This is a genomic window from Vibrio sp. Vb2880 (assembly GCF_033337975.1).
Lineage (GTDB): Bacteria > Pseudomonadota > Gammaproteobacteria > Enterobacterales > Vibrionaceae > Vibrio > Vibrio alginolyticus.
Window position 1 is genome coordinate 239897 of record NZ_JAWORT010000006.1, and the last position, 23839, is coordinate 263735.

Below are 23839 nucleotides of genomic sequence, written 5' to 3' on the forward strand. Positions count from 1 at the left end.
GACATAGCCGAAAACGTGGAAGTATTTCGATTAGGCTACGAATAAGACCTAGACTATGTAAAACCAGACCAATCCGTTGACCTTACGGTGAGGAAACTGGCTAAGGAGAGCAATTATGACAGCAATGTTGTCAGGCGCAGAGATGGTGGTTCAATCTCTGATAGAAGAGCACGTAGAGCAGATCTTTGGCTACCCAGGTGGCTCTGTTTTGGATATCTACGATGCACTGCATGCCAAAACCGATCAAATCAAACACGTACTTGTAAGGCATGAGCAAGCCGCCACTCATATGGCAGATGGTTACGCTCGAGCTACCGGTAAACCGGGTGTCGTACTTGTGTGCTCGGGGCCGGGCGCGACCAATACCATTACGGGTATTGCAACAGCGTATATGGACTCTATCCCAATGATCGTTATCTCGGGTAACGTACCGAATAGCCTAATTGGTAATGATGCTTTCCAAGAGTGTGACATCGTCGGTGTCTCCCGCCCAGTGGTCAAACACAGCTTTTTAGTAAAAAAAGCGGAAGATATTCCTGAAACAATCAAAAAAGCGTTTTATATCGCGACTACAGGTCGACCTGGTCCAGTTGTGATTGATTTGCCAAAAGATGTAATGAACCCGCAAATCAAACTGCCTTATCAATATCCAGAAACGCTTTCAATGCGCTCTTACAAGCCGACAACTTCGGGCCATAAAGGCCAGATTAAAAAAGCGCTTAAATCGCTATTAGAAGCGAAAAAACCAGTGCTTTATATCGGTGGTGGTGCGGTGATTTCTGGCGCCCATGAACATATTTTAGAGCTTTCCGACAAACTGAACCTACCCGTTGTGAGTACTTTGATGGGCTTGGGGGCATTCCCGGGTACACATAAAAACTCACTGGGCATGTTGGGTATGCACGGCACTTACGAAGCTAATATGGCAATGCATGAAGCCGATCTTATTTTTGGTATCGGTGTGCGTTTTGATGACCGTACAACCAACAACCTTGAAAAGTACTGCCCAAACGCAAAAGTGATGCATATTGATATCGACCCGTCATCGATCTCGAAAAACGTGAAAGTGGATTTGCCGATCGTAGGTTCTGCGGAAAAAGTGCTGACAACCATGCTCGGGCTGCTTGCAGAGCAAGGTAGTGGAAATGATCAAGATGCTATCACTGCATGGTGGGATGACATTCAAGTATGGCGTGACCGCAACTGCTTGTCTTATGAAACGTCTCCAGAACGAATCAAGCCACAGCAAGTAATTGAAACGCTGCACAAGCTAACTAATGGCGACGCATATGTGGCGTCTGATGTGGGCCAGCATCAGATGTTTGCGGCGCTGTACTACCCATTCAATAAGCCGCGCCGTTGGATAAACTCTGGTGGTCTTGGCACCATGGGATTTGGTCTTCCGGCTGGTATGGGCGTGAAGTTTGCCATGCCACAAGAAGAGGTCGTGGTTGTGACTGGTGACGGCAGTATTCAGATGAACATTCAAGAATTGTCTACAGCCATGCAATACGACATTCCAGTGAAGATCATCAACCTGAACAACCGATTCTTAGGCATGGTAAAACAGTGGCAAGACATTATTTATCAAGGTCGTCACTCTAATTCTTACATGAGTTCTGTTCCTGACTTTGCAGCGATTGCAGAAGCTTATGGTCACGTCGGTATTCGTATCGAAACGCCTGATCAGCTCGAAGAAGGGCTACAAAAAGCGTTGGATATGAAAGATCGTCTGGTGTTTGTGGACATCAACGTAGACGAAACCGAACACGTATACCCGATGCAAATCAAAGGTGAGGGTATGGATAAAATGTGGCTAAGCAAAACGGAGAGAACTTAATATGAGACACATTATTTCATTGCTATTGGAAAACCAACCGGGTGCGTTGTCTCGTGTTGTTGGTTTGTTCTCTCAACGTGGTTACAACATTGAATCTTTGACGGTATCACCGACTGATGATGAAACCCTGTCGCGAATGAACATTACCACGACATCTGATGAGATGCAGTTGGAACAAATTCAGAAGCAGTTACACAAACTGATCGATGTGCTGAAAGTACAAGAAGTCACCGAGTATGAGCACATTGAGCGTGAACTGATGATGGTGAAAGTGAAAGCCAGTGGTTTTGCGCGAGCAGAAGTGAAGCGGACGGCAGACATCTTCCGTGGCCAGATCGTGGATGTCACGGCTTCCCAATACACCGTACAACTTGCGGGTACGAGTGAAAAGCTAGATGCCTTCATTCAAGCGATATCCGAAGTGACCGAAGTTGTCGAAGTTGCTCGTAGTGGTGTCGTTGGCATTGCGCGAGGAGAGCGAGCTCTCAAACCTTAACTCTCTGATTGCATATAGAAAAGCCACTTAATCTAAGTGGCTTTTTTGTTTAGAAAATAACAATTAATGATATAATTGTCGTTTTAGTAAGCATGATAGGCATTAGACGTGTGAAAGTACCTAAGCGAGTCGGCACCTTATTGGCGACAGCACTATTTTTTAGTGCACTCACTGCCGCTTACTACTATCAGAAATATCTGACGTTGTTAGAAAACAATGTTGAGAACACCGCTCAAGAAGCGTTACATCAATTGGCCTATACTGGCCGTGAATACAGCAATATTCAGGATCAAATCGAAACGATCAGTGACCTACTTGGTCACAGCCAAAGTCTGTATGAATATCTGCGCCAACCTAACCGGGTGAACCGTTCCATCTTAGAAGACATGTGGATCTCGGTCGCAATCAATCAAAAGTTGTATAAGCAAATTCGCTTTCTTGATGTTTCTGGTCGAGAAAAAGTGAGGATTAATTATGAGATTGAAACAGGCGCTGCGTTGCCCGCGATCAAATTGCAAAATAAGTCAGAGCGAGATTACTTTCAATTCGCTAAGAACTTAGACGATGGCGAAATCGCTTCGTGGGGGATAGGTTTAGAACGAGAGTATGGCGAGTTAGTCTATCCCTATAGCCCGTCACTGCGTATTTTGATGCCTATTTCGCTTAACGGAAAGCGCGAAGGGTATCTTGTGCTTAATGTTGATATTGACTATTTATCCTCTCGACTCAACTATTCGTCAGTGCTTGATTTCCATATTGAGCTGATTAAGAGTGACGGATTTTACATTGATAGCCCTAAATCAGCTCGTTTGTATGGCCATATAATTCCCGCTCGCTCTCAATTTAATTTTGGCCGGATGTACCCAAACATTTGGCGTAGTTTAAATTCAAAAGATTCGGGCTATGCTTACAATGGTTCGAATTTGGTCGCGTATCGCACCATCCAGTTTGTTTCTAGCGAACCTCTTCATCTGGTTATTGATCTTACCAATGAGCAGTTATTATCCCGAGCTCAGAGGGATATTGATGACTTAATCCAAGAAGCGTTTTTTGTTTTAAGTTTGGTGCTCGGCTTCACTTTGCCGACGGCAGCCCTTGCTCTGCATTATCGGCGTCATAGTATGGAATCGAAGTTGGCTCGAGCTGCTCTTGATGGTATGACTGCGGTGATGATCTCGGATGCTTCACATAGAATCATCATGGTTAATCAAGAGTTTGAAAATATGATGGGTTACTCAACCAAGCATGCCCAAGGTTGGAGTGCACATCATTTAATTCTCTTACCTGAAGATCTCGAAGCAAACCTGAGTATCTGGAAAACACTGAAGAGTGAACACGTATGGGAAGGGGAGATTCGTTGTCGAACTAAGTTTAATCAAGTTTTTACTGCAATAATGCGTATTCAGGCGAATTTAACCAAATCAGGTAAAGTGAGTTATTACATTACGTCGCTGGTGGATATCTCTGGGCAAAAAGAGTTAGAAGAAAAATTACGAAACCTAAGCGAAAAAGATGGCTTGACGGGGTTGTGGAACCGCCGAAAATTTGAAGAGCAATTGGCGCAATATGCGGGGATTATTGAACGCTATCCTGATAGCCCTCCTGCTTGTTTGGCGTTGTTTGATATTGACCATTTTAAGCGTATTAATGACGAGCTAGGCCACGACGAAGGAGACAAGGTGATTTGTAGTGTCGCAGAAACCCTCCTAGAAGAAGTCCGCAGCACAGACTTTGTATCTCGTGTCGGTGGTGAGGAATTTGCAGTGATCATGCCGCATACAACACTAGAAGAGGCTGAAATTGTATTGAACAGGCTACGTGTCGCGGTTCAAATGCGTAGTGATAGAGGCATTACTGTCAGTGCTGGGTATAGTGATTTAACCTCTGATCGTACAAGAACGTATAAATGTGCTGATATTGCTTTGTATGAGTCAAAAAGTGCAGGGCGTAACTGCGTATCGCTGTGTCATAGTTATGATGATATTGCTTAGTGCTTTTACAAAAACGAAAAAACGGGGATAGACCCCCGCTTTTTAGTCTCAGCGTTATTCGCTAGCCAGTATGCGACATTGGTTGTCGATGGCGGCTTCGATACACTGTATTGACTGTCTCAAATAACGCTCTAGATAACCTAAAGCATCCTGACTCTTTTTGTCTAGCGATGCCTTCATCAGTATTTCTTGCTCATCGAGATTACAGTGCCCAGGGTTCCCTGTGCCTAAAATCTGCATCGCGAAGTATTGGTAGCGTTTAATTTGCGTGAGTAGATCGCGGAAAAACCCAAACATATTGACAGAGCCAGCACCTTCAAACAGCGCAGTAAGAAACTGATTTTGGCGCTCTTCCCATTCCCTCCAACAAAAGCTTTCGCCAGGTTTTACTCGGGATAACTTGTGATAAGCAGTTAGTACATCCAGTTCCCATTTTTCATCGCCAATCATAATTGCCTTACTGAGTAAGCATGCGGAGACCATTTGCAGGCTTTCGTACAAGTTATGTAACTCATCTTTACATACAGGTGCAACCCAGCAGCCTTTTTGCGGCTCGAGTTTGACGTATTTGCTCCAAGATAATTGCACCAATGCTTCTCGAATGGGTGACGCTCCTACGTTGTACTTCTCTTTGAGTTCGGCAACCACGAGTTTTTGACCTGGTTTAAGCTCGCCATCGAGAATATCCTGACGGATCATTCTTAATACTTTGTCGGTAAGAGTGGGACTAGACACATACACCTCATAGAAACTTTAATCGTGACGATAAAATTAAACAGTACGAAATTCTGATAGAGGTAAATAATACAATTAGCCTATTATGAGAGCAAGAAAGCCATATAAAAAAGGAGGGCATAAGCCCTCCTTCTCAAGAAACTGAAGTGTTAAAAGTTCAGTCTTATAGCACGTGTACAGAAGCTGTGTTCGTAGTACCTGAAGCAACTAGAGCGCCAGAAACCATAACAACGATATCGCCTTTGTTACCTAGACCTGATTCTAGAGCAAGTTCTTTACCCGCTACGTAGAATGCGTCAGTGCTTTCGATTGAATCAACAACTACAGGAGTAACACCTTTAGTTAGAACTAGCTGTGCAGCAGTTTTCTTGTTAGTTGTTAGCGCTAGAATGTTTGCAGTTGGGAAGTACTTACGTACTGAACGTGCAGACTTACCGCCTTCAGTTGCAACAACGATAAGTGGAGCAGCTAGTTTCTCAGCTGTGTCTACAGCGCCTTTACATACTGCTTCAGTGATGCGAAGACGTGGGCTGTCTAGACGAGAACCTAGTTCAGCTTTTAGCGCTGAGTCAGTACGGTTCGCGATTTGAGCCATGATAGTTACCGCTTCAACAGGGTATTTACCTTTCGCCGTTTCACCAGAAAGCATTACTGCGTCAGTACCGTCCATTACTGCGTTAGCAACGTCGCCTGCTTCCGCACGAGTAGGACGTGGGTTGTTGATCATAGAATCAAGCATTTGAGTTGCAGTGATAACCATCTTACGTGCACGGTTACACTTCTCGATCATCATTTTCTGAGCGAAGATTACTTCTTCAGCTGGGATTTCAACACCTAGGTCACCACGAGCAACCATGATGCCGTCAGAAAGCTCTAGGATCTCGTCGAAGTTATCAACACCTTCTTGGTTTTCGATCTTAGAGATGATGTGGATGTTCTCGCCGCCGTTTGCAGCAAGTACTTCACGGATTTCTTGAACGTCAGACGCTTTACGGATGAAAGAAGCTGCTACGAAGTCAACGCCTTGCTCACAACCAAACTTAAGGTCGTTCTTATCTTTTTCAGATAGTGCAGGTAGGTTTACAGAAACGCCAGGAAGGTTAACACCTTTGTTTTCGCCTAGTGCACCGTTGTTAAGAACTTTACATTTAACTTCAGTTTCAGTCTTAGAGATAACTTCCATCTCGATTAGACCGTCGTCTACTAGGATAGTGTTACCTACGTTTAGGTCTGCTGCGAAACCAGCGTAAGTTACTGCAACTTTATCTTTGTTACCTACAACTGAAGTGTCAGTTGTGAAAGTGAATTCTTGACCTGCTACTAGATCAACATCGTTACCGCCTTCTAGCTTGATAGTGCGGATTTCTGGACCTTTAGTATCTAGAAGAATTGCTAGTGGTTTGCCAGTAGCTTCCATTACTTTACGGAAGTTCGCGATACGAGTGCCGTGTTCTTCGTAGTCACCGTGAGAGAAGTTAAGGCGCATTACGTTCATGCCTGCGTTAACTAGTTCAGTTAGCTTCTCTACAGATTCTGTTTTAGGGCCAATCGTACATACGATTTTGGTCTTTTTCATGGAAGATACTCTCCGGTAAGTATAGTTACAATTTGAAAGTCGGTTATTTACTCTGAAGTCAGGACGTTTTTGATGACATTTAGTACCTGTCACCCACCGATTTTTCGTCTCATTATTAGAACTTCAGATTCTGAAAGTCTTTCACCAAGTTTAGTCATTTTATGACTAAAAGATCGGCGATTTTGGTTACCTTTTTGTGACTAATCCCACTTTATATGCAGAAAGTTGCAAAAAAATAGCCTTCAATTCTGTAATTTTTTTTCTTTTCGGTGGCGAATTCTACCACTGAATGAATCCAATATCACTGTTTAAGAATTGTCTTAGGACAAGGTTTTATCGAGAAATATTAATTTTTTGGATCGAAATAAATGGACTTAAAAGTTTCGGTTTGACTATAATAAGTTTCACATCGAAACTTAAAGTCAAAACTTAAATGTCGAAACGAAATACTCAATTAAGAAGACACGCCATTTCTAACTTGGTTTCTGAACTAGGAGAAGTCAGCGTTGATGAACTTGCTCAGAAATTCGAAACCTCAGAGGTCACGATTAGAAAGGATTTAGCTTCTTTAGAGAAAAACGGCCAACTTCTACGCCGCTATGGCGGTGCGATTGCTATCCCAAAGGAAGTCATTCACGAAGAATTGGGCGCTAATGTTTCGACTCGAAAGTTAAGCTTAGCAAAAGCAGCAGCATCATTGATTCGCGATCATAATCGCATCGTGATCGACAGTGGCAGCACGACTGCCGCGCTGATTCAACAGTTGAATGATAAACGTGGCTTAGTGGTCATGACCAACTCGTTGCATGTTGCTAACGCTCTTAATGAATTAGAGAGCGAACCGACACTGCTGATGACTGGCGGTACTTGGGATACGCACTCAGAGTCCTTTCAAGGCAAAGTAGCCGAATCTGTATTACGAGCTTACGACTTTGACCAACTATTCATCGGTGCGGATGGCATCGATCTCGAGCGTGGAACCACGACATTTAATGAGTTGGTTGGCTTAAGTAAGGTAATGGCAGAAGCGTCACGTGAAGTGATCGTAATGATCGAGTCCGAAAAAATCGGCCGTAAGATCCCAAACTTAGAGCTCGCTTGGCATCAAGTTGATGTGTTGGTGACCGATGCAGATATCCAAGCAGAGCATAAAGTACAGATTGAACAACATGGCGTGAAAGTCATTTGCGCCTAATAATGTAATCAGTTTCATATTTTACTTCCCTCTGGATAAAGGCCTTTGCTTGCTGCCTCTATTTGAAATCATGGCTAGGGAAGAACAAAACTACAAACGGAGATAAACACATGTGTGGAATCGTAGGTGCAGTAGCACAACGAGATGTTGCAGAAATTTTGGTTGAAGGTCTACGCCGCTTAGAGTACCGCGGTTACGACTCTGCTGGCGTTGCGGTTGTTGATGGCGAATCAAACCTAACGCGCGTTCGTCGCTTGGGTAAAGTACAAGAATTGGCTGATGCAGTAGAAGAAGCAAAAGTGATCGGCGGAACTGGCATTGCGCACACTCGTTGGGCGACGCACGGTGAACCTTCTGAAATCAATGCTCACCCACACATGTCTGGTGATATCGCAGTGGTACATAACGGCATCATCGAAAACCATGAAGAGCTGCGTGAGCTGCTTCAATCTCGTGGCTACGTGTTTGAATCGCAAACGGATACAGAAGTTATCGCACACATGGTTGAGTGGGAACTTCGTACTTCAGAAACGCTATTAGAAGCGGTACAAAAAACAGCAAAACAACTTGAAGGCGCATACGGCACCGTAGCGTTGGATCGCAAAGATCCTTCACGCATCGTAGTAGCGCGTTCAGGCAGCCCGATCGTGATCGGTTTTGGTGTGGGTGAAAACTTCCTAGCGTCTGACCAACTTGCATTACTTAACGTTACGCGCCGTTTCATGTACCTAGAAGAAGGGGACGTAGCAGAAATTACTCGCCGTGAAGTCACTGTGTTTGATGCAACGGGTGAGCCAGTTGAGCGTGAAATTGTTGAATCTAATGCAGAGCATGATGCAGGTGATAAAGGTCAATACCGTCACTTCATGCAAAAAGAAATCTATGAGCAACCTAAAGCGTTGATCAACACAATGGAAGGTCGTATCACGTCAGATTCTGTTGTGACAGATGCGATCGGTGTGCACGCGGCAGACATTCTAAGCAAAGTAGAACACGTACAAATCGTGGCGTGTGGTACGTCTTACAACGCAGGTATGACGGCACGTTACTGGTTTGAAGACATTGCAGGCGTGAGCTGTGACGTCGAAATCGCGTCTGAATTCCGTTACCGCAAGTTTGTGACTCGCCCAAACAGCCTATTGATCACGTTGTCTCAGTCTGGTGAAACCGCTGATACGCTAGCAGCACTTCGCCTAGCAAAAGAGAAAGGTTACATGGCGGCGATGACCATTTGTAACGTAGCAGGCTCTTCTCTGGTTCGTGAATCAGATTTTGCGTTCATGACTCGCGCTGGTGTTGAAATCGGTGTGGCTTCAACCAAAGCGTTCACGACTCAACTTTCTGCACTACTTATGTTGGTAACGGCACTAGGTAAAGAGCAAGGCCGCATCAGCAAAGAGAAAGAAAAAGAGATCGTTGAAGCGCTGCATGCACTTCCTAAGCAAATCAACGCGGCACTTTCTTTCGAGAAAGAAATTGAAGCACTAGCAACGGATTTTGCAGACAAGCACCACACATTGTTCCTAGGCCGTGGCGAGTTCTACCCAATCGCGATGGAAGCGTCTCTAAAACTGAAAGAGATCTCGTACATCCACGCAGAAGCGTACGCGGCGGGTGAACTGAAACACGGTCCTCTGGCCCTAATTGATGCTGACATGCCAGTTGTTGTGGTTGCACCAAGCAACGACCTACTTGAAAAGCTAAAATCAAACGTTGAAGAAGTGCGTGCGCGTGGCGGCCTTCTATACGTATTCGCAGATGCAGACGCAGGCTTCGAAGGCGATGAAACAATGAAGATCATCACGATGCCTCACGTTAGTGAAATCACGGCGGCGATCTACTACACTATCCCAATGCAATTGCTGTCTTACTACGTAGCACTGATCAAAGGTACGGACGTAGACCAACCACGTAACCTAGCGAAAGCGGTAACGGTTGAGTAATTACGCTTAACAGCAAAAATCCTGAGCGGCACATGCGAGAGTATGTGCCGCTTTTTTATTTAAACCCATTTTAAGGTTTGTGAGTTATTGACCCAACTGGTGAGCGGTTAGAATTGCAGAGTAGACATTTTCTGCCGTCACTGGGAATGGCATATTGTGGATGGTTTCTCCCTCGGCCGTTGAGGCTTCGGCGACCTCGCGCAACTTAGCGTGGTTAAGCTCTTTAACGCCCATATCAAATAAGTTGGTTGGTAGACCTACAGAACGGCAGAATGCAAGAACCGTATTAATCTCTTCCATCGCTGCGTTTTCTAGTACCAGCTGAACTAGTGTGCCGAACGCGACTTTCTCACCATGATAGAGATGATGACACTCTTCAAGCTTAGTTAGGCCGTTATGAATAGCGTGAGCACCCGCTAGACCACTGCTTTCAAAACCGATACCGCTTAGGTATGTATTGGCTTCAATAATGTTTTCTACCGCTTTGGTGCTCACACCATTTTCTACCGCAGCTTTTGCTTTTACACCATCTTCAAGCAAGGTTTCATAGCAAAGTTTCGCAAGCGCTTGTGCTGAACGCGTCGCTAACCCACCAGCCATTGTTGCCTTACCAGAAGTCATGTTGGCACGAGCTTCAAAGTAGGTGGAAAGCGCGTCGCCCATCCCCGATACAAGTAAGCGAACAGGGGCTTTGGCGATGACTGACGTATCCATGATGACCATGTCTGGGTTTTTAGGGATCATCAAATATTCTGCAAATTCACCTTCAGGTGTGTATATCACCGCAAGCGCTGAGGTTGGCGCATCAGTCGAGGCAATGGTAGGAACCACCACGACAGGAATTTTGGTGTAAAACGCAACAGCCTTTGCTGTATCTAACGTTTTACCACCACCAATACCGACAATGACATCGTGTTTTTGAGTGGCACAAATGTCCGTGATGCGTTCAATCTCAACGCGCGAACATTCGCCACCAAAAATGTTCATAGTGAGTGGAAGCTTTTCGTCAGCAAAACTTTGTTTGACGTCATCACCAACCAGGTTAGTCACGAACTCATCGGCAATTACTAACGGACGTTCACCCAATGTTTTCACATAGTGAGCGATAGATGTAAGTACTTGTTCACCTTGGACGTATTTGCTTGGGCTGATAATAATTTTGTCCATAATTCAAACCTTTAACCTTTTTATGTGTGTTTTGGACTGCAATGAATATCCATTGTAGGGATAAGGTTTATATTAGGTTTGGTGTGGTAAGTGGTGAAGGATATCTCTGGTTTTGTTCCATGCTTTTATGACCTCTGTGTCAAACCGACTGTCAGAAGTAATAAGCATCAGCATGCTTTCTGGCGACGATCACTATTCAGGAAAATTTGTCGTTTTACGTTTCATATTGAAACAAAAATGCCGAAGATTTCGTTTCAATATGAAACAAATTGATTTTTGTTGAGCACGCTTTTTCTCTGTTTAAGATGAATTCATACCCTACATAAAAATATAAATGGAATGAGATAGAACGATGAAAAAATTAATTAACCAAATTGATGATGTTGTATTGCAGCAAATGGAAGGCCTGGCATTGTCCCGCCCTGAGCTAAAAGCGAACTACGAGCCTCGTTACATGTGGCACGAGGAAACGCCGGGGCAAGTGGCACTGGTTTCCGGTGGTGGCTGTGGTCATGAACCTTTGCACGCTGGTTTTATTGGTAAAGGCATGCTGACAGGCGCCTGTCCTGGTGAGGTGTTTACTTCACCAACGCCAGATCAAATGTACGAATGTGGCAACCAAGTGAATACTGGTGAAGGCGTGCTATTTATTATTAAAAACTACACCGGAGACGTGTTGAACTTTGAAACGGCTGTGGAGCTGCTTCATACCGATGGCATCAAAGTTGGGTCGGTGTTGGTGGATGACGATGTTGCAGTCAAAGACAGCCTGTATACCGCTGGTCGCCGTGGCGTAGCTGGAACGGTATTGGTTGAAAAGTTAGTTGGGGCTGCCGCGAGCAAAGGTTATTCGTTGGAGCAATGTGAAGCACTGGCTCGTCGCGTTAATAATCACTGTCGTTCATTTGGCGTGGCGCTTAATGCTTGTGTTGTACCCGCAGCAGGTAAACCATCTTTTGTTCTGGAAGATGATGAAGTTGAGTTTGGTGTTGGTATCCATGGTGAACCAGGTATCAAGCGAGTGAAATACACCGATGTCGATACGTTAGTGGATGAAATGTTTGCTGAAGTTGCTGAAAACACACCTTATCAGCGCACATTGCGTATTTGGAATCGTGACGAAGGTGAATGGGATGAAGTGGAATCCAGCATTGAGCCTTTCGCCGCTGAACACGACTACATCGTGATGGTGAATGGTATGGGTGGTACGCCAACTTCAGAGCTTTACGGAGTGTACCGCCGTCTGGCTCATAACTGCGAGCAAGCAGGGTTCCGTATCGTGCGTAATATGGTTGGTAACTTCTGTACGTCACTCGATATGGAAGGCGTTTCGATTACGTTGCTGAAGGCAGACAAAGAGATGTTGGAGCTGTTTGATGCCCCTGTCGATACGGCCGCGATCAAGTGGTAACAGGGGAGAGCAAACATGCAAATTGAAAAACAACATATCGTTCACTGGCTAGAGTTATGTGCAAAAACGTATCAAGAGAATCAAGATTTTCTGACCGACCTTGATCGTGATATTGGTGACGCAGACCACGGTCTCAATATGAACCGTGGCTTTAAAAAAGTCGCGGAAAAACTGCCGCAATTTGCGGACCAAAATATCGGCAGCATTCTCAAGAATACGGGCATGACCTTGCTTTCTAGTGTCGGTGGGGCAAGTGGCCCTCTGTATGGCACGCTGTTTATTCGCACGGCCGCCGCTGTCGGAACTCGAGAGCAATTAACGTTTGAAGAGTTGGTGGATGCACTAAAAAGCGGTGTGGATGGCGTGGTGTCTCGTGGTAAAGCGGAACAGGGTGACAAAACCATGTGTGATGTTTGGTTACCCGTTTTAGTTAGCGTGAAGGCGTCGTTAGAAAATGGTATGAGCGCCGATCACTTACTGAATGAAATGGTTGAGCTAGCAGAAACGAGCGCGGTTGCCACGATTGAAATGTTGGCGAAAAAAGGGCGAGCAAGCTATTTAGGTGAACGTAGTATTGGCCACCAAGACCCCGGTGCAACCTCTTCTTTGTTAATGATTAAAGCACTACAGCAGGCAATAGCAGGTAATTAAGATGGTGGGAATTGTAGTTGTATCTCATAGTCGTCGACTTGCAGAAGGGGTGGCAGAACTTGCCACCCAAATGACGCAAGGCAAAGCCAAGCTTGCGATTGCTGCTGGGATTGATGATCCAGAGAACCCGATCGGAACCGATGCCATTGCCGTGATGGAAGCGATTGAGCAGGTACAAGATCAACAAGGGGTTGTTGTGTTGATGGATCTTGGCAGCGCGTTGCTTAGCACGGAAATGGCTCTGGATCTGATTGATGATCATGTGAGGGAAAATGTCACCCTTATCTCGGCACCTATTGTTGAAGGGACCATGGCGGCGTCGGTCGCTGCTGCTGCCGGGCTACCTTTATCGACGGTAGTCGAAGAGGCACAGAATGCGTTAAGCGTAAAACGAGAGCATCTTGGTGATCAGCCACTAACATCCGCTGAGATAGCGCCAGTATCAGAGAACTTTGAGCGAGAACGGACATTTGATTGGGTAGTGCAAAATCCGCATGGATTACATGCTCGTCCCGCTGCGGCCATTGTTGGTGCACTCGCGCCTTTTGACTGCCAATTATGGTTGAAAAAAGGCGAGCGCCGTGTGAACGCGAAAAGCTTAAACAGCATTGCGAAACTTGGCGTTCGTAGCCAAGAGACGATCACCTTATGCGCACTTGGACCTCAATCCAGTGAAGCAATCAAGGCATTTGAAGCCTTAGCTAGTGAGCACTTCGGAGAAAAAGAGGCGGTTGAGCAAGGCATTGTCGAACCTGAAGAAAGCTCGGATACTCTGCTCGATGGCATGGCCTCAAGTCAGATTGAAGGTGCTGTTGTTGGTATTCGAGTCAATGACGGTATCGCTACTGCTCCTGCTGTCCTTTTTACTCAAGAAATGCCAGCTGTGCCTGAACGTGATTTCCAAAGCGAACAAGATGAAATTGAACGGGTTAAGCGTGCGATAGGCGTGGTTGTTCAACATTTTCAGGAGCAAGCGAAGCAGCCGAAAGGGGAAATATTTTCCGCTCATAGCATGATGCTCAGTGACCCAGAATTATGGGCATCGGTCGAGTCGCGAATTCAAACGGGCATGATAGCCGAGCAAGCTTGGGTAGAATCACTGCAAAGGTTGGCCGAAGAGTTTCGCCAGGCAGAAAGTCAGTACATGCGGGAACGCGAAGCAGATGTGCATGATATCGCACGCCAAGTTATGGTCGAAATGACAGGCGTAACGCCTAATGCCATCGACATTCAGGAACCGAGTATTTTGTTGGCCCGCGACCTGATGCCTTCTGATGTGGCCGGGCTTGATAAATCGAAAGTGCTTGGTATCTGTTTGAGTGAAGGAGGGAAAACCTCTCACAGTGCGATTCTTGCTCGTGCGATGGGGATTCCTGCCATCGTTAAAGCTCAGGGCTGCCTTGATGCTGTGCGTGCTGGTCAAGTGGTGACTATTGATGGCTTCCGAGGGCATTTATGGTTCTCTCCTTCAGATGCCGTACAGCAGGAATTAGAAGCTCAGCAAATTGAGTGGCAAAGCACCCGACAAAGTGCACTAGCGAGTGCTCAGCAAGCCGCAGTCACCTGTGATGGTGTCTATATTCCAGTATTCGCCAATATTGGTGGACCGAAAGATATTGATGATGCACTAACATCAGGAGCTGAGGGCGTTGGTCTATTCCGGACTGAGTTTCTATTTCAAAACAGTGATGAGTTGCCGACTGAGGAAGCGCAATACCAAGTGTATCGTGATATTGCTGCCGCACTTGGTGATAAGCCACTTACGATTCGTAGTCTAGATGTTGGCGGTGATAAGCCTTTAGCCGCTTATCCTATGCCAGCAGAAGATAATCCATTTTTAGGTTTGAGAGGGGTGCGGTTGTGCCTTCAACATGAGTCATTGTTTACCGCTCAACTTCGAGCCATTCTGAGAGCCTTTCACGAGCAACCGAATATTCAATTGATGATACCGATGGTGGCTCAGGTTGAAGAAGTGAGAAAAGTAAAAGCGCTGTTGGCGCATCAAGCAAACCAACTCGGCTTGGATGCGACTCATTTGCCCGTTGGTATTATGATTGAGGTGCCAGCCGCGGTATTAAATGCTGATGCGTTAGCCCAAGAAGTCGACTTTTTCTCTATTGGCACCAATGATTTGACTCAATATGTTATGGCTGCCGATCGAGGTAACGCCGCTGTTGCTGAATTGGTGAACTACTTTGAACCATCGGTACTAAAAGCCATTGAGCTCACGTGTGCAGCAGGCGATCGCGCGGGCATACCGGTTAGTATGTGTGGTGAGATGGCTGGCGATCCAAATGCCACAGAAACATTGCTTCGCGTGGGGTTGCGAAAATTCAGCGCCAGTTCGAGTATGCTCCCGGGACTAAAAGCGCAGATTCGTCAGTTGTCTGTCGATGTTTAATCGATACCGTATCGTTAGTACATCTGTACCGGCGTGCTTACGCCGGTTTTACTTTTGTTATAGGAACGCCAATTCACGACTTAATACAGCTTCATTTGCTCCTGCAGCCCAAACTTATTAATTTTTCTCCATAAGGTCGTGCGGCCAATTTGCAATGCTTTCGCCATATCATGCATTTTGCCATCACACTGATTCCAAGCCTGAACAATCGCTCTTCTCTCGGCTTCTTCTAACGTGATTACTGGCGTATTTTCTGCGGTATGGCGAGAATTCAGTTTAATGTCTTCAGGAATATCGTTCAGCTTGATTAAGTTGGAACTGCGGTTAAGCAAAATTCGCTCAGTTCGATTTCTTAATTCAGAGTTGTTGCCTGACCAACGAAAATTCATCAACGCTTCCAGTGCGACTGGCTCTATCGAGATCGTCACATTGTGGCGGCGTTCATAATGGCTGATAAGTTGCTGGACGAGAAATTCAATGTCTTCTTTACGCTTTCGTAGTGGTGGAATATGCAGCTCGTTCGAGGAGATTTCATAATAAAGTTGCCGACCAAATGAGCGCTGAGTGACATACTCGCTGATCTCTGAAACGGTGCTGGTAATAAGTTGAAAATCTACGGGGATCAATCGCAAACTGTCGCTGCGGCTGACGAGCCCAGTTTTTAACAACTTAAGTAGCACGGCTTGTAAATCGGGCGACAGATATTCCACCTTTTCTAAAAAGAGCGTACCGCCATGGGCGAGTTCAAACTTAGAAGGCATGCCTTGCCCTTCGTCGTAGCCTAGGGTTTCTTTGACCAGTTGCTCTGTATTGATGGAGCGACAGTTGAGCGTAATGAACGGCCCTTCTTTGTAGGTGCTTTCGTTATGAATCGCCATGGCGAGAGTGGCTTTTCCTACACCTTCTTCACCCGTAATTAGAATCGGTGATTTGGACTTTATGGCCCGTTTTGCCACGGTAATGACATGCTTCATTTTTCGTGAAATGACGGGCAAAGTGCTGAACGTATAGCGCGCACTGCCACCTATTTGTTGTTGAGCAAGTTCGCGAATTTTATCGATAGGGTGCAAGAACAATAAGTGTGTGCCGTCATTGAGTGGACGCAAGGTGATGATCGCCTCAACAAACTCGCCACGAACCTCTACCGTTGTGAGTTTTCGGTTGATGCTTGCACCCGACTCAATACTATTGAGGACATTTGGCGGGAAGCGTAAAACAGCAAAGACTTCTTTATCCAAGACCTGACTGGCTTCAATGTTTAACAAACGCTCGGACTGGTGATTTACCATGGTTATACGGCTTTCTTCATCCCAGGCCAGAAGGCCGTCATCCATGCATTCTAACGTTGCGTTGTGCGCACAAGTAAGGCGGTTCATGTTTTCTTGTTCCGACTGAATGTGGATTTGCAAGCTGACTTCTTTCGCGCTCGACGCGATGATGACTAAGTCTTCTTTCTTATAGCTTTCCGCTTTTCTGAAAAGGCATGTTGTACCGCGTAATTTGCCAAATTGGTCGAAAACAGGCGCCGCTACAGAGGCATAAGAGTGCAAGTGGCGATTGAAATGTTCGGCAGCAAAAACTTCACACGGGATATGAGTGTTGATACAGAGATTGACTGCATTTGTGCCTATCTTTCCTTCGGAGAGAAAACAGCCTTGTTTTATGCCGAGCGTTTGCATCTCTTGTCGCATAGAGTCGTGCCCGACGGTGGAGAGAATACAGCCGTTGCCATCGGTTACCATCAATACCAGGTCTTCGTCACCAAGCATATCGTACGTATCTTCAAGTACGGTCGTGGCGCATTCGATGAGATGTTCGTTGCGCTTCATTAGAGATGAGAAGGTAAAACCAGAGGCAATATGTGGTTTTGACCAGGTATAAGGGCTGCATTGCTTTATGCAACGCTCCCACGACTCGAGGACGGGAGTGCGGGAAAATTCTGGAGATACCCAGTGGTGTTTCTGGAAAAACTCCCACTTAGTTTTAGTGTCTTCGATTGAAAGCATGCGATCCCGTTTCAATACTAGCGATAGATTGGTCTGATGTTACAGAGACATCGGAATATGGACTGTGATGGCTTTCACGCACGTTGTATAGAAGAATGTGCAAAAAGAGGGGGGAGTTGAGGAGGCTTCCTTGCCAGTTTTTCGATTAAAAAGGGCTGTCTTTGCCGAGCTCATTGCAAATCTCGACAATGGCAAGTGAGAGCCCTGACTTAATGATTTGTTGTTGACGTTGCAGTTGTAGCTGATAAAACTCAAGGTCGATGTCGTCATCTGGTTCGCTGACTTCCAGTTGTACCATACCCATCTTCTTCACCAAGTGCAGTTTCTTAATTGGTTCTAGAATATTCGGGTCAGTGAATTCGTAATCTGAAGCGTCACTATTGAGTTGGTTTTTGAGTTTGATGATGTCTTCGATGTCGTGGTAAATGTCATCGGGGAGCACTCCCAAGCCAAACAATAACTTCAAACGAACAGACAGATCGCCCAGCGGTCCAGAGTCTTGTAGCAGCGGACCGACAACCGATTGAACAGCGAAGTTATCTTTACGAAAGATTCTTTGCACTAACCCGTCGATCGAATCGTTAAAAACGTCGACTGCTGCAATGAAAAAGCCTCGTACCGATGGGGCGCTGTTTAATCGCTCAATGATCTCGGTTTCGTTGATGTTATCTGCCATATACTGAATACATTTCTAATTATTAGCTATCCCAACTCTTCAAGCAGAGAAGGACATAGAAGGGGAGCCAAGCTCCCCTAGGTAAATCAAAGTTGGTTGTAAAGTGTCTCGATTTGAGCCACTTCATCACTGTCTTCTGCAAGACCTGTGTATGTCGCTAGCGTCTTCTTCACACCCACTTCTTTTAATGAGGTTTGCAGTTCTACTGCTTGTGGGTCGGTGTCGTTAGTGTACTTCAACGCAGCAGCAATGCCTTTCAAAAGAGTTTTATTTTCAGTGCCATACTCAATTGTACCGAGTAAAGGCTTCACTAATCTATCGTTCGCCCCCAATTTACGAATTGGTTGGCGACCAACACGATCAACTTCATCAACTAAATAAGGGTTGGCAAAGCGTCCTAAAATCTTCTCGATGTAGGCGTTGTGCATGTCACGGTCGAAGCCGTAACGTTTGATCAGCACTTCACCACTCTCTTGCATCGCCTGTTTTACTTCAGCGTGAATGCTTGGGTCTTCAATTGCTTCACGAATGGTACGATGGCCTTTCAAGCAACCTAGGTAAGCGGTAATGCAATGGCCTGTATTGAGAGTGAACAGCTTGCGTTCTACAAATGCCATTAGGTTGTTGGTTCTTTCCATGCCTGCGATGTCAGGGATTTCGCCCTTGAATTGCTGCTCATCCACAATCCATTCGCTAAAGCTTTCTACCGTCACTTCTAGTGGGTCATCGTTCGCTGCTTCTGCTGGTGGTACGATGCGGTCCACTGCGGAGTCGACGAAGCCAACTAGCTCGTCTGCTTTCGCGTGTAATGATTCATCCAAATGTTTGTACACTTCACCTTTTAGGTGAGTCGTGCCACGAACCATGTTTTCGCACGCGATGATGTTCAATGGTTTATCGTTACCTGCTGCAAAGCGTTTAGCAATGCCGGTCGCGATGGTTTTTGCAATGATGTCCAGTACGTTAGGGCCAACCGCTGTTGTTACCAAGTCGGTTTTTACAATGCGGTCGATGACATCTTCACTGGCTGAGTTTACCGCGGTGACGTGAGTTACTGTGTCGATTTGGCACTCAGTACCGACCACTTTTACTTTGTATTCTTGCTTGTGACTCAGTTGGTCGACGAGTGGTGCGTCTACATCTGCAAATGTGACCTCGACTTCTGCGTCTGCTAATAGTTTACCGATGAAGCCACGACCAATGTTACCTGCGCCAAAATGAACTGCGTTTTTCATAATTCTTACCTACCAATGTCTAAAATGTTGACTTACGAAACTAGGGGGAGGCCAACCGCATAGGGGGTGACAGCTGACCTCATTTGCCTCAGGAGCAAATTAAAGGGGTAATTAAGCCGCTTGTTGACCGCCAAGGATGTTCAGAATCTCTTCCACATCGTTGGTGCTAGTTAGCTTCTCAATTGCCTCCGGCTCATCGAGCGCGTTCGTAATGGTGGTAATCACCTGGATGTGCTCATCGTTCTTAGCGGCAATGCCGATAACCAGTTTCGCTACATCATCGTCGTCTTCAGTAAATTGGATACCCGATGGGTATTGGCAGATTACAATGCCGGTTTTCTTCACGCGGTCTTTCGCTTCCACCGTGCCGTGAGGCACTGCGATAGATTCGCCTAGGTAAGTTGGAACCAATGCTTCACGCTCGAACATCGCGTCTACGTATTCTGGTTCTGCGTAGCCAAGTTCGACCAACTTGTTGCCCGCGAAGCGAATCGCTTCTTCTTTGTTGGCTGCTTTCAAACCTAGGTGAATGTTCTCACGCTGGATTTGGAACACCGACGTTTGCTGTGGCTCGAAGTTGTCGTCGTTTGCTGCCACGAGCGAAACTTTTACCATTTGGTCGTCATTGGCTGCGGATTGGTTTTGTGCTGCTAGTAGTTTGGTGACTAGCTGGTTGTACATTTCGCTATCTAGGAAGTTAGTCAATGAAATGTGGTGTGCGTTTGGAGCATGCTTACGTGCACGATCCGTTAAGTCTTTATGAGTAATCACGATATCTGCACTCTCTGGTAAGCTGTTAATGGCAAGGTTGGTTACGTGGATGTTCAGACCTGCGTCTTGAACTTTTTTGCGTAGCATGCTCGCGCCCATTGCACTCGAGCCCATGCCCGCATCACAAGCGACAATGATGCTTTGTACTGTCGCTAGGTCTACGTCACCTTTGCTTTGGCTGTTTACCACCGCATCGTTTTTAGATGCAGATTTCATGTCTTTCATTTGTGATGTTGCTTTTTCTAGTGCTGCTTCATCACCGTCTTCTTCTGTTGACGTTTGCGTCTTCATTAGCAGTGCTGCTACCGCGAATGACACACCTGTTGCTGCTGCGATAGACGCTAGAACACCAACGATTGAGCCTTTCTGAGTCATCAACAAGATTGCAAAGATTGAACCTGGTGATGCTGGAGAAACAATACCTGCGTTAAAGATAGTTAGAACGAATACGCCAGTCATACCACCTGCGATAGCCGCAAGGATTAGGCGAGGGTTCATTAGGATGTATGGGAAGTAAATCTCGTGGATACCGCCGAAGAAGTGGATGATTGATGCACCACCTGCCGTTTGACGAGCCGTACCTTTACCAAACACCATGTAAGCTAGCAGGATACCTAGACCAGGACCTGGGTTTGCTTCGATTAGGAAGAAGATCGACTGACCTGTTTCAGACGCTTGTTGGATACCCAGTGGAGAGAAAATACCGTGGTTGATCGCATTGTTTAGGAACAGGATCTTCGCAGGTTCAACGAAGATTGAAGTCAGTGGTAGTAGGTGAGCAGAAACTAGGAAGTTAACGCCAGCCGCCAAGCCACCAGAAAGAATTTTTACGAATGGACCGATAAAGATGAAAGCAAGGATCGCACATAGCATGCCGATGATGCCCGCAGAGAAGTTGTTAACCAACATCTCGAAGCCACTTTTTACTTTACCATCGATGTAGTTATCGAATTTCTTGATAGCCCAGCCGCCCATTGGGCCGACCATCATTGCACCCATAAACATTGGGATGTCTGTGCCGACAATCACACCCATTGTTGTGATTGCACCGACTACCGCACCACGATCGCCACCAACTAATTTACCACCGGTGTAACCGATAAGTAGTGGCAGCAAGTAGGTAATCATTGGGCCAACCATAGAGGCTAACGTTTCGTTTGGTAGCCATCCAGTTGGGATAAATAGAGCAGTGATAAAGCCCCACGCGATAAACGCGCCGATGTTTGGCATTACCATGTTTGACAGAAAACGACCAAAATTTTGTATCTTGATCTTGGCATCTGGTGATATCATAACAATTCCCCGTTCGATGTTCTGATGAATCTTGTTGTAGTAAACGGTTCGCCAAAACCGTTTGTTTGATTGCTTAGTACCCAATCAATTTACCACACATTTTCCAATTGGAACTGACAACGGGTTTTTCGTGATCTACGCCCGCATTTCTTAGGCTGAGAAACGGTTTTTAAGTGACCAAGTTCAACTTATTAACTTGTAACTTAATAACAAAAAGCCACTTTCAAATCTGTCAATAAAAATCTTAGTGATCAATCCGATCTTCTGACAAATTTAAAATCAAAATATTTTGTGACTTTGATCACTTTTGATTTTTTTTGAAATTCGAATTAAATGCTTGTGATGATCAATATCACGTTTTGTGTTGAGTTGTGGTGGATTTAAAGTGTGACTTGGGTCTGCTTTTGTTTTTTGTGAAAGTTTGTGACGGAATTGGTGAGATAAATGCTACCTAGATTTTTCGATAGATTGTATCTATAAGATTCTTTTCGGCGCACTTCACGGAGCACGCCTAATTAGTTGATGAAAGGGTAAATAAAGAGAGTCGCCACACGGTTCTTCTTGTGATTCCCAACTCTCTAATTAATCACTGTTCTTAATCATCGTTGCTATTAGTATGATAGGCGAGGTAGTCATGAGCTTGCTCGAGTCCCATATACCTTGCCAACGTCTTTTCTTGAACATCGCGCAAATCCACCATAATCAATCCATCTAGAGCGTTATTGAATGTAGGGTCGACGTTGAAGCATACCAACTTGCCATTGAGGCTTAAGTACTGACGCAGCAAAACGGGCACTCCTTTCCCTTCATCGATTCTGGCAATGACACGTGACAATAGCTGTAAATCACCCAGAGCGGTGAGCATGCTAGTATTCCAGTCACGGTGGTGCTCAGGAAGTGGATTAGAAGGTGTGACGTATTCTGCGCAGTTGTTGTCGTAGTGGTGGAGTGTCATTGATTGAGCCAGTAATTGACGTGCAGTATCGCTATAGTCGTTGCTAATACTGACTGGGCCAAATAAGTGCGTGTAATCAGGATTTTGATGAACGAAGGTTGCGATGCCTTTCCACAGCAACAGTAGCGCGCTCATGCTCTTTTGATATTGCTGTGCAATCACAGAGCGCCCCATCTCAATGGATTTACCCATTTGGTCGATAAAGCGTTGGTCATAGTTAAACAACGTTCGTGAATACAGACCTGCTACGCCGCGCTTTTCAATCAGTTGATCAACCAGACCTAAACGATACGCGCCCACCAAGCATTGATTCTCTCTGTCCCACACAAACAGATGCAGGTAATCATGATCGAAATGGTCAATGTCTATTGCTAGTCCCGTCCCTTCGCCAACTTGTCGGAAATTGAGCTCACGTAGGCGACCAATTTCATGCAGTAGGGAAGGGATATTCTGCGACTCCGTGCAGTAAACATCGAACTCACCACTTGTTAGCAGCTTGGACTCTTTTGGTAAGTTGTTCAGCTCTTCAAGCAATTCGTCTACAGGTAACCCTGCCGCTATTGGAGAGAGCATTTCTGATGAAGAAGAAGGCTCCACCGATTGGATTTCACGATTGAGTAAGTAAGTGTTGAGCCGCAAATAGTTCACCACTTGATCATCGCTAAGTGTGTTCAGCTCTTTAAATTTTATCGCTTGGCCAAAGGATAAGTTGATGGTTTGCGCCTGTTTGTTCAGTAGCTCCCGCCCGAGCAGTAGGGTGCGCAAAAGTGGATGGATTTTCCCTGCCATATAGAAGCGTTTCGAGTTCTGACCACTGATGAATACTGGAACTGTCGTTGCTTTGTTTTTGCGGATTAGGCTACTTACGCTTCGACTCCACGCTTTATCTTCCAAGCGTTGCTGTTTGGCATCGACTAACTGGGAAACCTCACCGGCAGGAAAGACAAGCAATAAGCCGCCACTTGCTAGGTGTTTATTAGCCGCTCTGAGGGCCTTCATATTCGATTTGACGGCGTCTTTGCCTTCAAACACATCGACACCAATGAAGAGCTGATCTAACTCCGGCACGGTTTTCAGGTATTGATTGGCTAGAATTTGGATATCGTCTCGTACCATCAACAAGAGTTCGGCCAAGATGACGCCTTCCACACAACCAAGCGGATGGTTCGCCACAATGACGGTAGCACCTTGTTTAGGTACTGAGTCGAGTGAACCATGAGCAATGCGATAATCGATACCTAAGATATCCAGCGTGAAGCGGAGAAAAGTTTTGGTATCGGCATTAACGGGGCGTTGGGCGTAGAACTTATCAAGTTGGTTTAAACCGGTTGCCCATTCAGCAACGTTTTCACCAATGCCAAACGGCGTTTTACGAGGGAGACGAAAAGGGGTTGAACTATCCATATTTACCTCAGCGTACAAGTTGCTGATTGGATAGTAGAAATTACAGATGACAGTTAAGAGGCAAAAGCATGAGCCTTTGGTGACAAACCAATG

The 23839-nt window shown here is 45.7% G+C and carries 16 protein-coding genes; 8 read left to right on the top strand and 8 right to left on the bottom strand.

Going from position 1 to position 23839, the window contains the following annotated elements; genetic code table 11:
- Window positions 1-115: 115 nt before the first annotated feature.
- From R7M92_RS09560 to R7M92_RS09570, 3 genes are all read left to right on the top strand, one after another.
- A complete protein-coding gene (locus tag R7M92_RS09560; RefSeq protein WP_005379695.1) occupies window positions 116-1840 on the top strand; it encodes an acetolactate synthase 3 large subunit in 1725 nt (574 codons plus the stop codon).
- Window position 1841: 1 nt separating this feature from the next.
- Window positions 1842-2336: an acetolactate synthase small subunit gene (gene ilvN, locus R7M92_RS09565; RefSeq protein WP_005379697.1), complete on the top strand. Its 495-nt coding sequence runs from the start codon at window positions 1842-1844 to the stop codon at window positions 2334-2336.
- Between the two features lie 110 nt (window positions 2337-2446).
- Window positions 2447-4327 (top strand): GGDEF domain-containing protein, encoded by a 1881-nt coding sequence (locus R7M92_RS09570; RefSeq protein ID WP_005379698.1) that lies wholly within the window; start codon window positions 2447-2449, stop codon window positions 4325-4327.
- A gap of 54 nt (window positions 4328-4381) precedes the next feature.
- On the opposite strand, the gene R7M92_RS09575 is transcribed toward R7M92_RS09570, so the two are convergent.
- Complete coding sequence (locus tag R7M92_RS09575) at window positions 4382-5068, bottom strand: GntR family transcriptional regulator (protein ID WP_318133239.1); 687 nt, start codon at window positions 5066-5068, stop codon at window positions 4382-4384.
- A 157-nt stretch (window positions 5069-5225) separates the two neighbouring features.
- On the bottom strand, window positions 5226-6638 hold the full coding sequence (gene pykF, locus R7M92_RS09580) for a pyruvate kinase PykF (RefSeq protein ID WP_005392243.1): 1413 nt from the start codon (window positions 6636-6638) through the stop codon (window positions 5226-5228).
- Window positions 6639-7071: 433 nt separating this feature from the next.
- On the opposite strand from pykF, the gene R7M92_RS09585 reads away from it, so the two are divergent.
- Together R7M92_RS09585 and glmS are read left to right on the top strand one after the other, a co-directional pair.
- A complete protein-coding gene (locus tag R7M92_RS09585) occupies window positions 7072-7833 on the top strand; it encodes a DeoR/GlpR family DNA-binding transcription regulator (protein ID WP_005379701.1) in 762 nt (253 codons plus the stop codon).
- Window positions 7834-7943: 110 nt separating this feature from the next.
- Window positions 7944-9776, top strand: a complete 1833-nt coding sequence (glmS, locus tag R7M92_RS09590; protein ID WP_005379702.1) for a glutamine--fructose-6-phosphate transaminase (isomerizing) — start codon at window positions 7944-7946, stop codon at window positions 9774-9776.
- An 84-nt stretch (window positions 9777-9860) separates the two neighbouring features.
- Here glmS and R7M92_RS09595 read toward each other — a convergent pair whose 3' ends face one another.
- The gene (locus R7M92_RS09595; protein ID WP_005379703.1) at window positions 9861-10943 is read right to left on the bottom strand and encodes a glycerol dehydrogenase; all 1083 of its coding nucleotides are present in this window, start codon (window positions 10941-10943) and stop codon (window positions 9861-9863) included.
- Window positions 10944-11295: 352 nt separating this feature from the next.
- Here R7M92_RS09595 and dhaK point away from each other — a divergent pair, with 352 nt between their 5' ends.
- Genes dhaK through ptsP form a run of 3 tightly spaced genes read left to right on the top strand, consistent with a single transcriptional unit; the run spans window position 11296 to window position 15406 of the window.
- Window positions 11296-12354, top strand: coding sequence for a dihydroxyacetone kinase subunit DhaK (gene dhaK / locus R7M92_RS09600; RefSeq protein ID WP_054576650.1), 1059 nt, complete (start codon window positions 11296-11298; stop codon window positions 12352-12354).
- 15 nt (window positions 12355-12369) lie between these two features.
- Entirely contained in the window at window positions 12370-13005 is a 636-nt protein-coding gene (dhaL, locus tag R7M92_RS09605) for a dihydroxyacetone kinase subunit DhaL (protein WP_213896885.1), read from the top strand.
- A 1-nt stretch (window position 13006) separates the two neighbouring features.
- A complete protein-coding gene (gene ptsP / locus R7M92_RS09610; RefSeq protein WP_318133241.1) occupies window positions 13007-15406 on the top strand; it encodes a phosphoenolpyruvate--protein phosphotransferase in 2400 nt (799 codons plus the stop codon).
- Between the two features lie 80 nt (window positions 15407-15486).
- Here ptsP and dhaR read toward each other — a convergent pair whose 3' ends face one another.
- The 5 genes from dhaR to R7M92_RS09635 all read right to left on the bottom strand — a co-directional run bounded on the left by dhaR (window position 15487) and on the right by R7M92_RS09635 (window position 23746).
- A complete protein-coding gene (gene dhaR, locus R7M92_RS09615; RefSeq protein WP_318133242.1) occupies window positions 15487-17412 on the bottom strand; it encodes a dihydroxyacetone kinase operon transcriptional regulator DhaR in 1926 nt (641 codons plus the stop codon).
- Between the two features lie 145 nt (window positions 17413-17557).
- Entirely contained in the window at window positions 17558-18088 is a 531-nt protein-coding gene (locus R7M92_RS09620) for an MltR family transcriptional regulator (RefSeq protein WP_005379708.1), read from the bottom strand.
- 86 nt (window positions 18089-18174) lie between these two features.
- Window positions 18175-19323, bottom strand: a complete 1149-nt coding sequence (locus R7M92_RS09625; protein WP_053306863.1) for a mannitol-1-phosphate 5-dehydrogenase — start codon at window positions 19321-19323, stop codon at window positions 18175-18177.
- A 111-nt stretch (window positions 19324-19434) separates the two neighbouring features.
- Window positions 19435-21387, bottom strand: coding sequence for a PTS mannitol transporter subunit IICBA (locus R7M92_RS09630; RefSeq protein ID WP_005379710.1), 1953 nt, complete (start codon window positions 21385-21387; stop codon window positions 19435-19437).
- A 595-nt stretch (window positions 21388-21982) separates the two neighbouring features.
- Complete coding sequence (locus tag R7M92_RS09635) at window positions 21983-23746, bottom strand: lysophospholipid acyltransferase family protein (RefSeq protein WP_318133244.1); 1764 nt, start codon at window positions 23744-23746, stop codon at window positions 21983-21985.
- Between the last annotated feature and the right edge of the window lie 93 nt (window positions 23747-23839).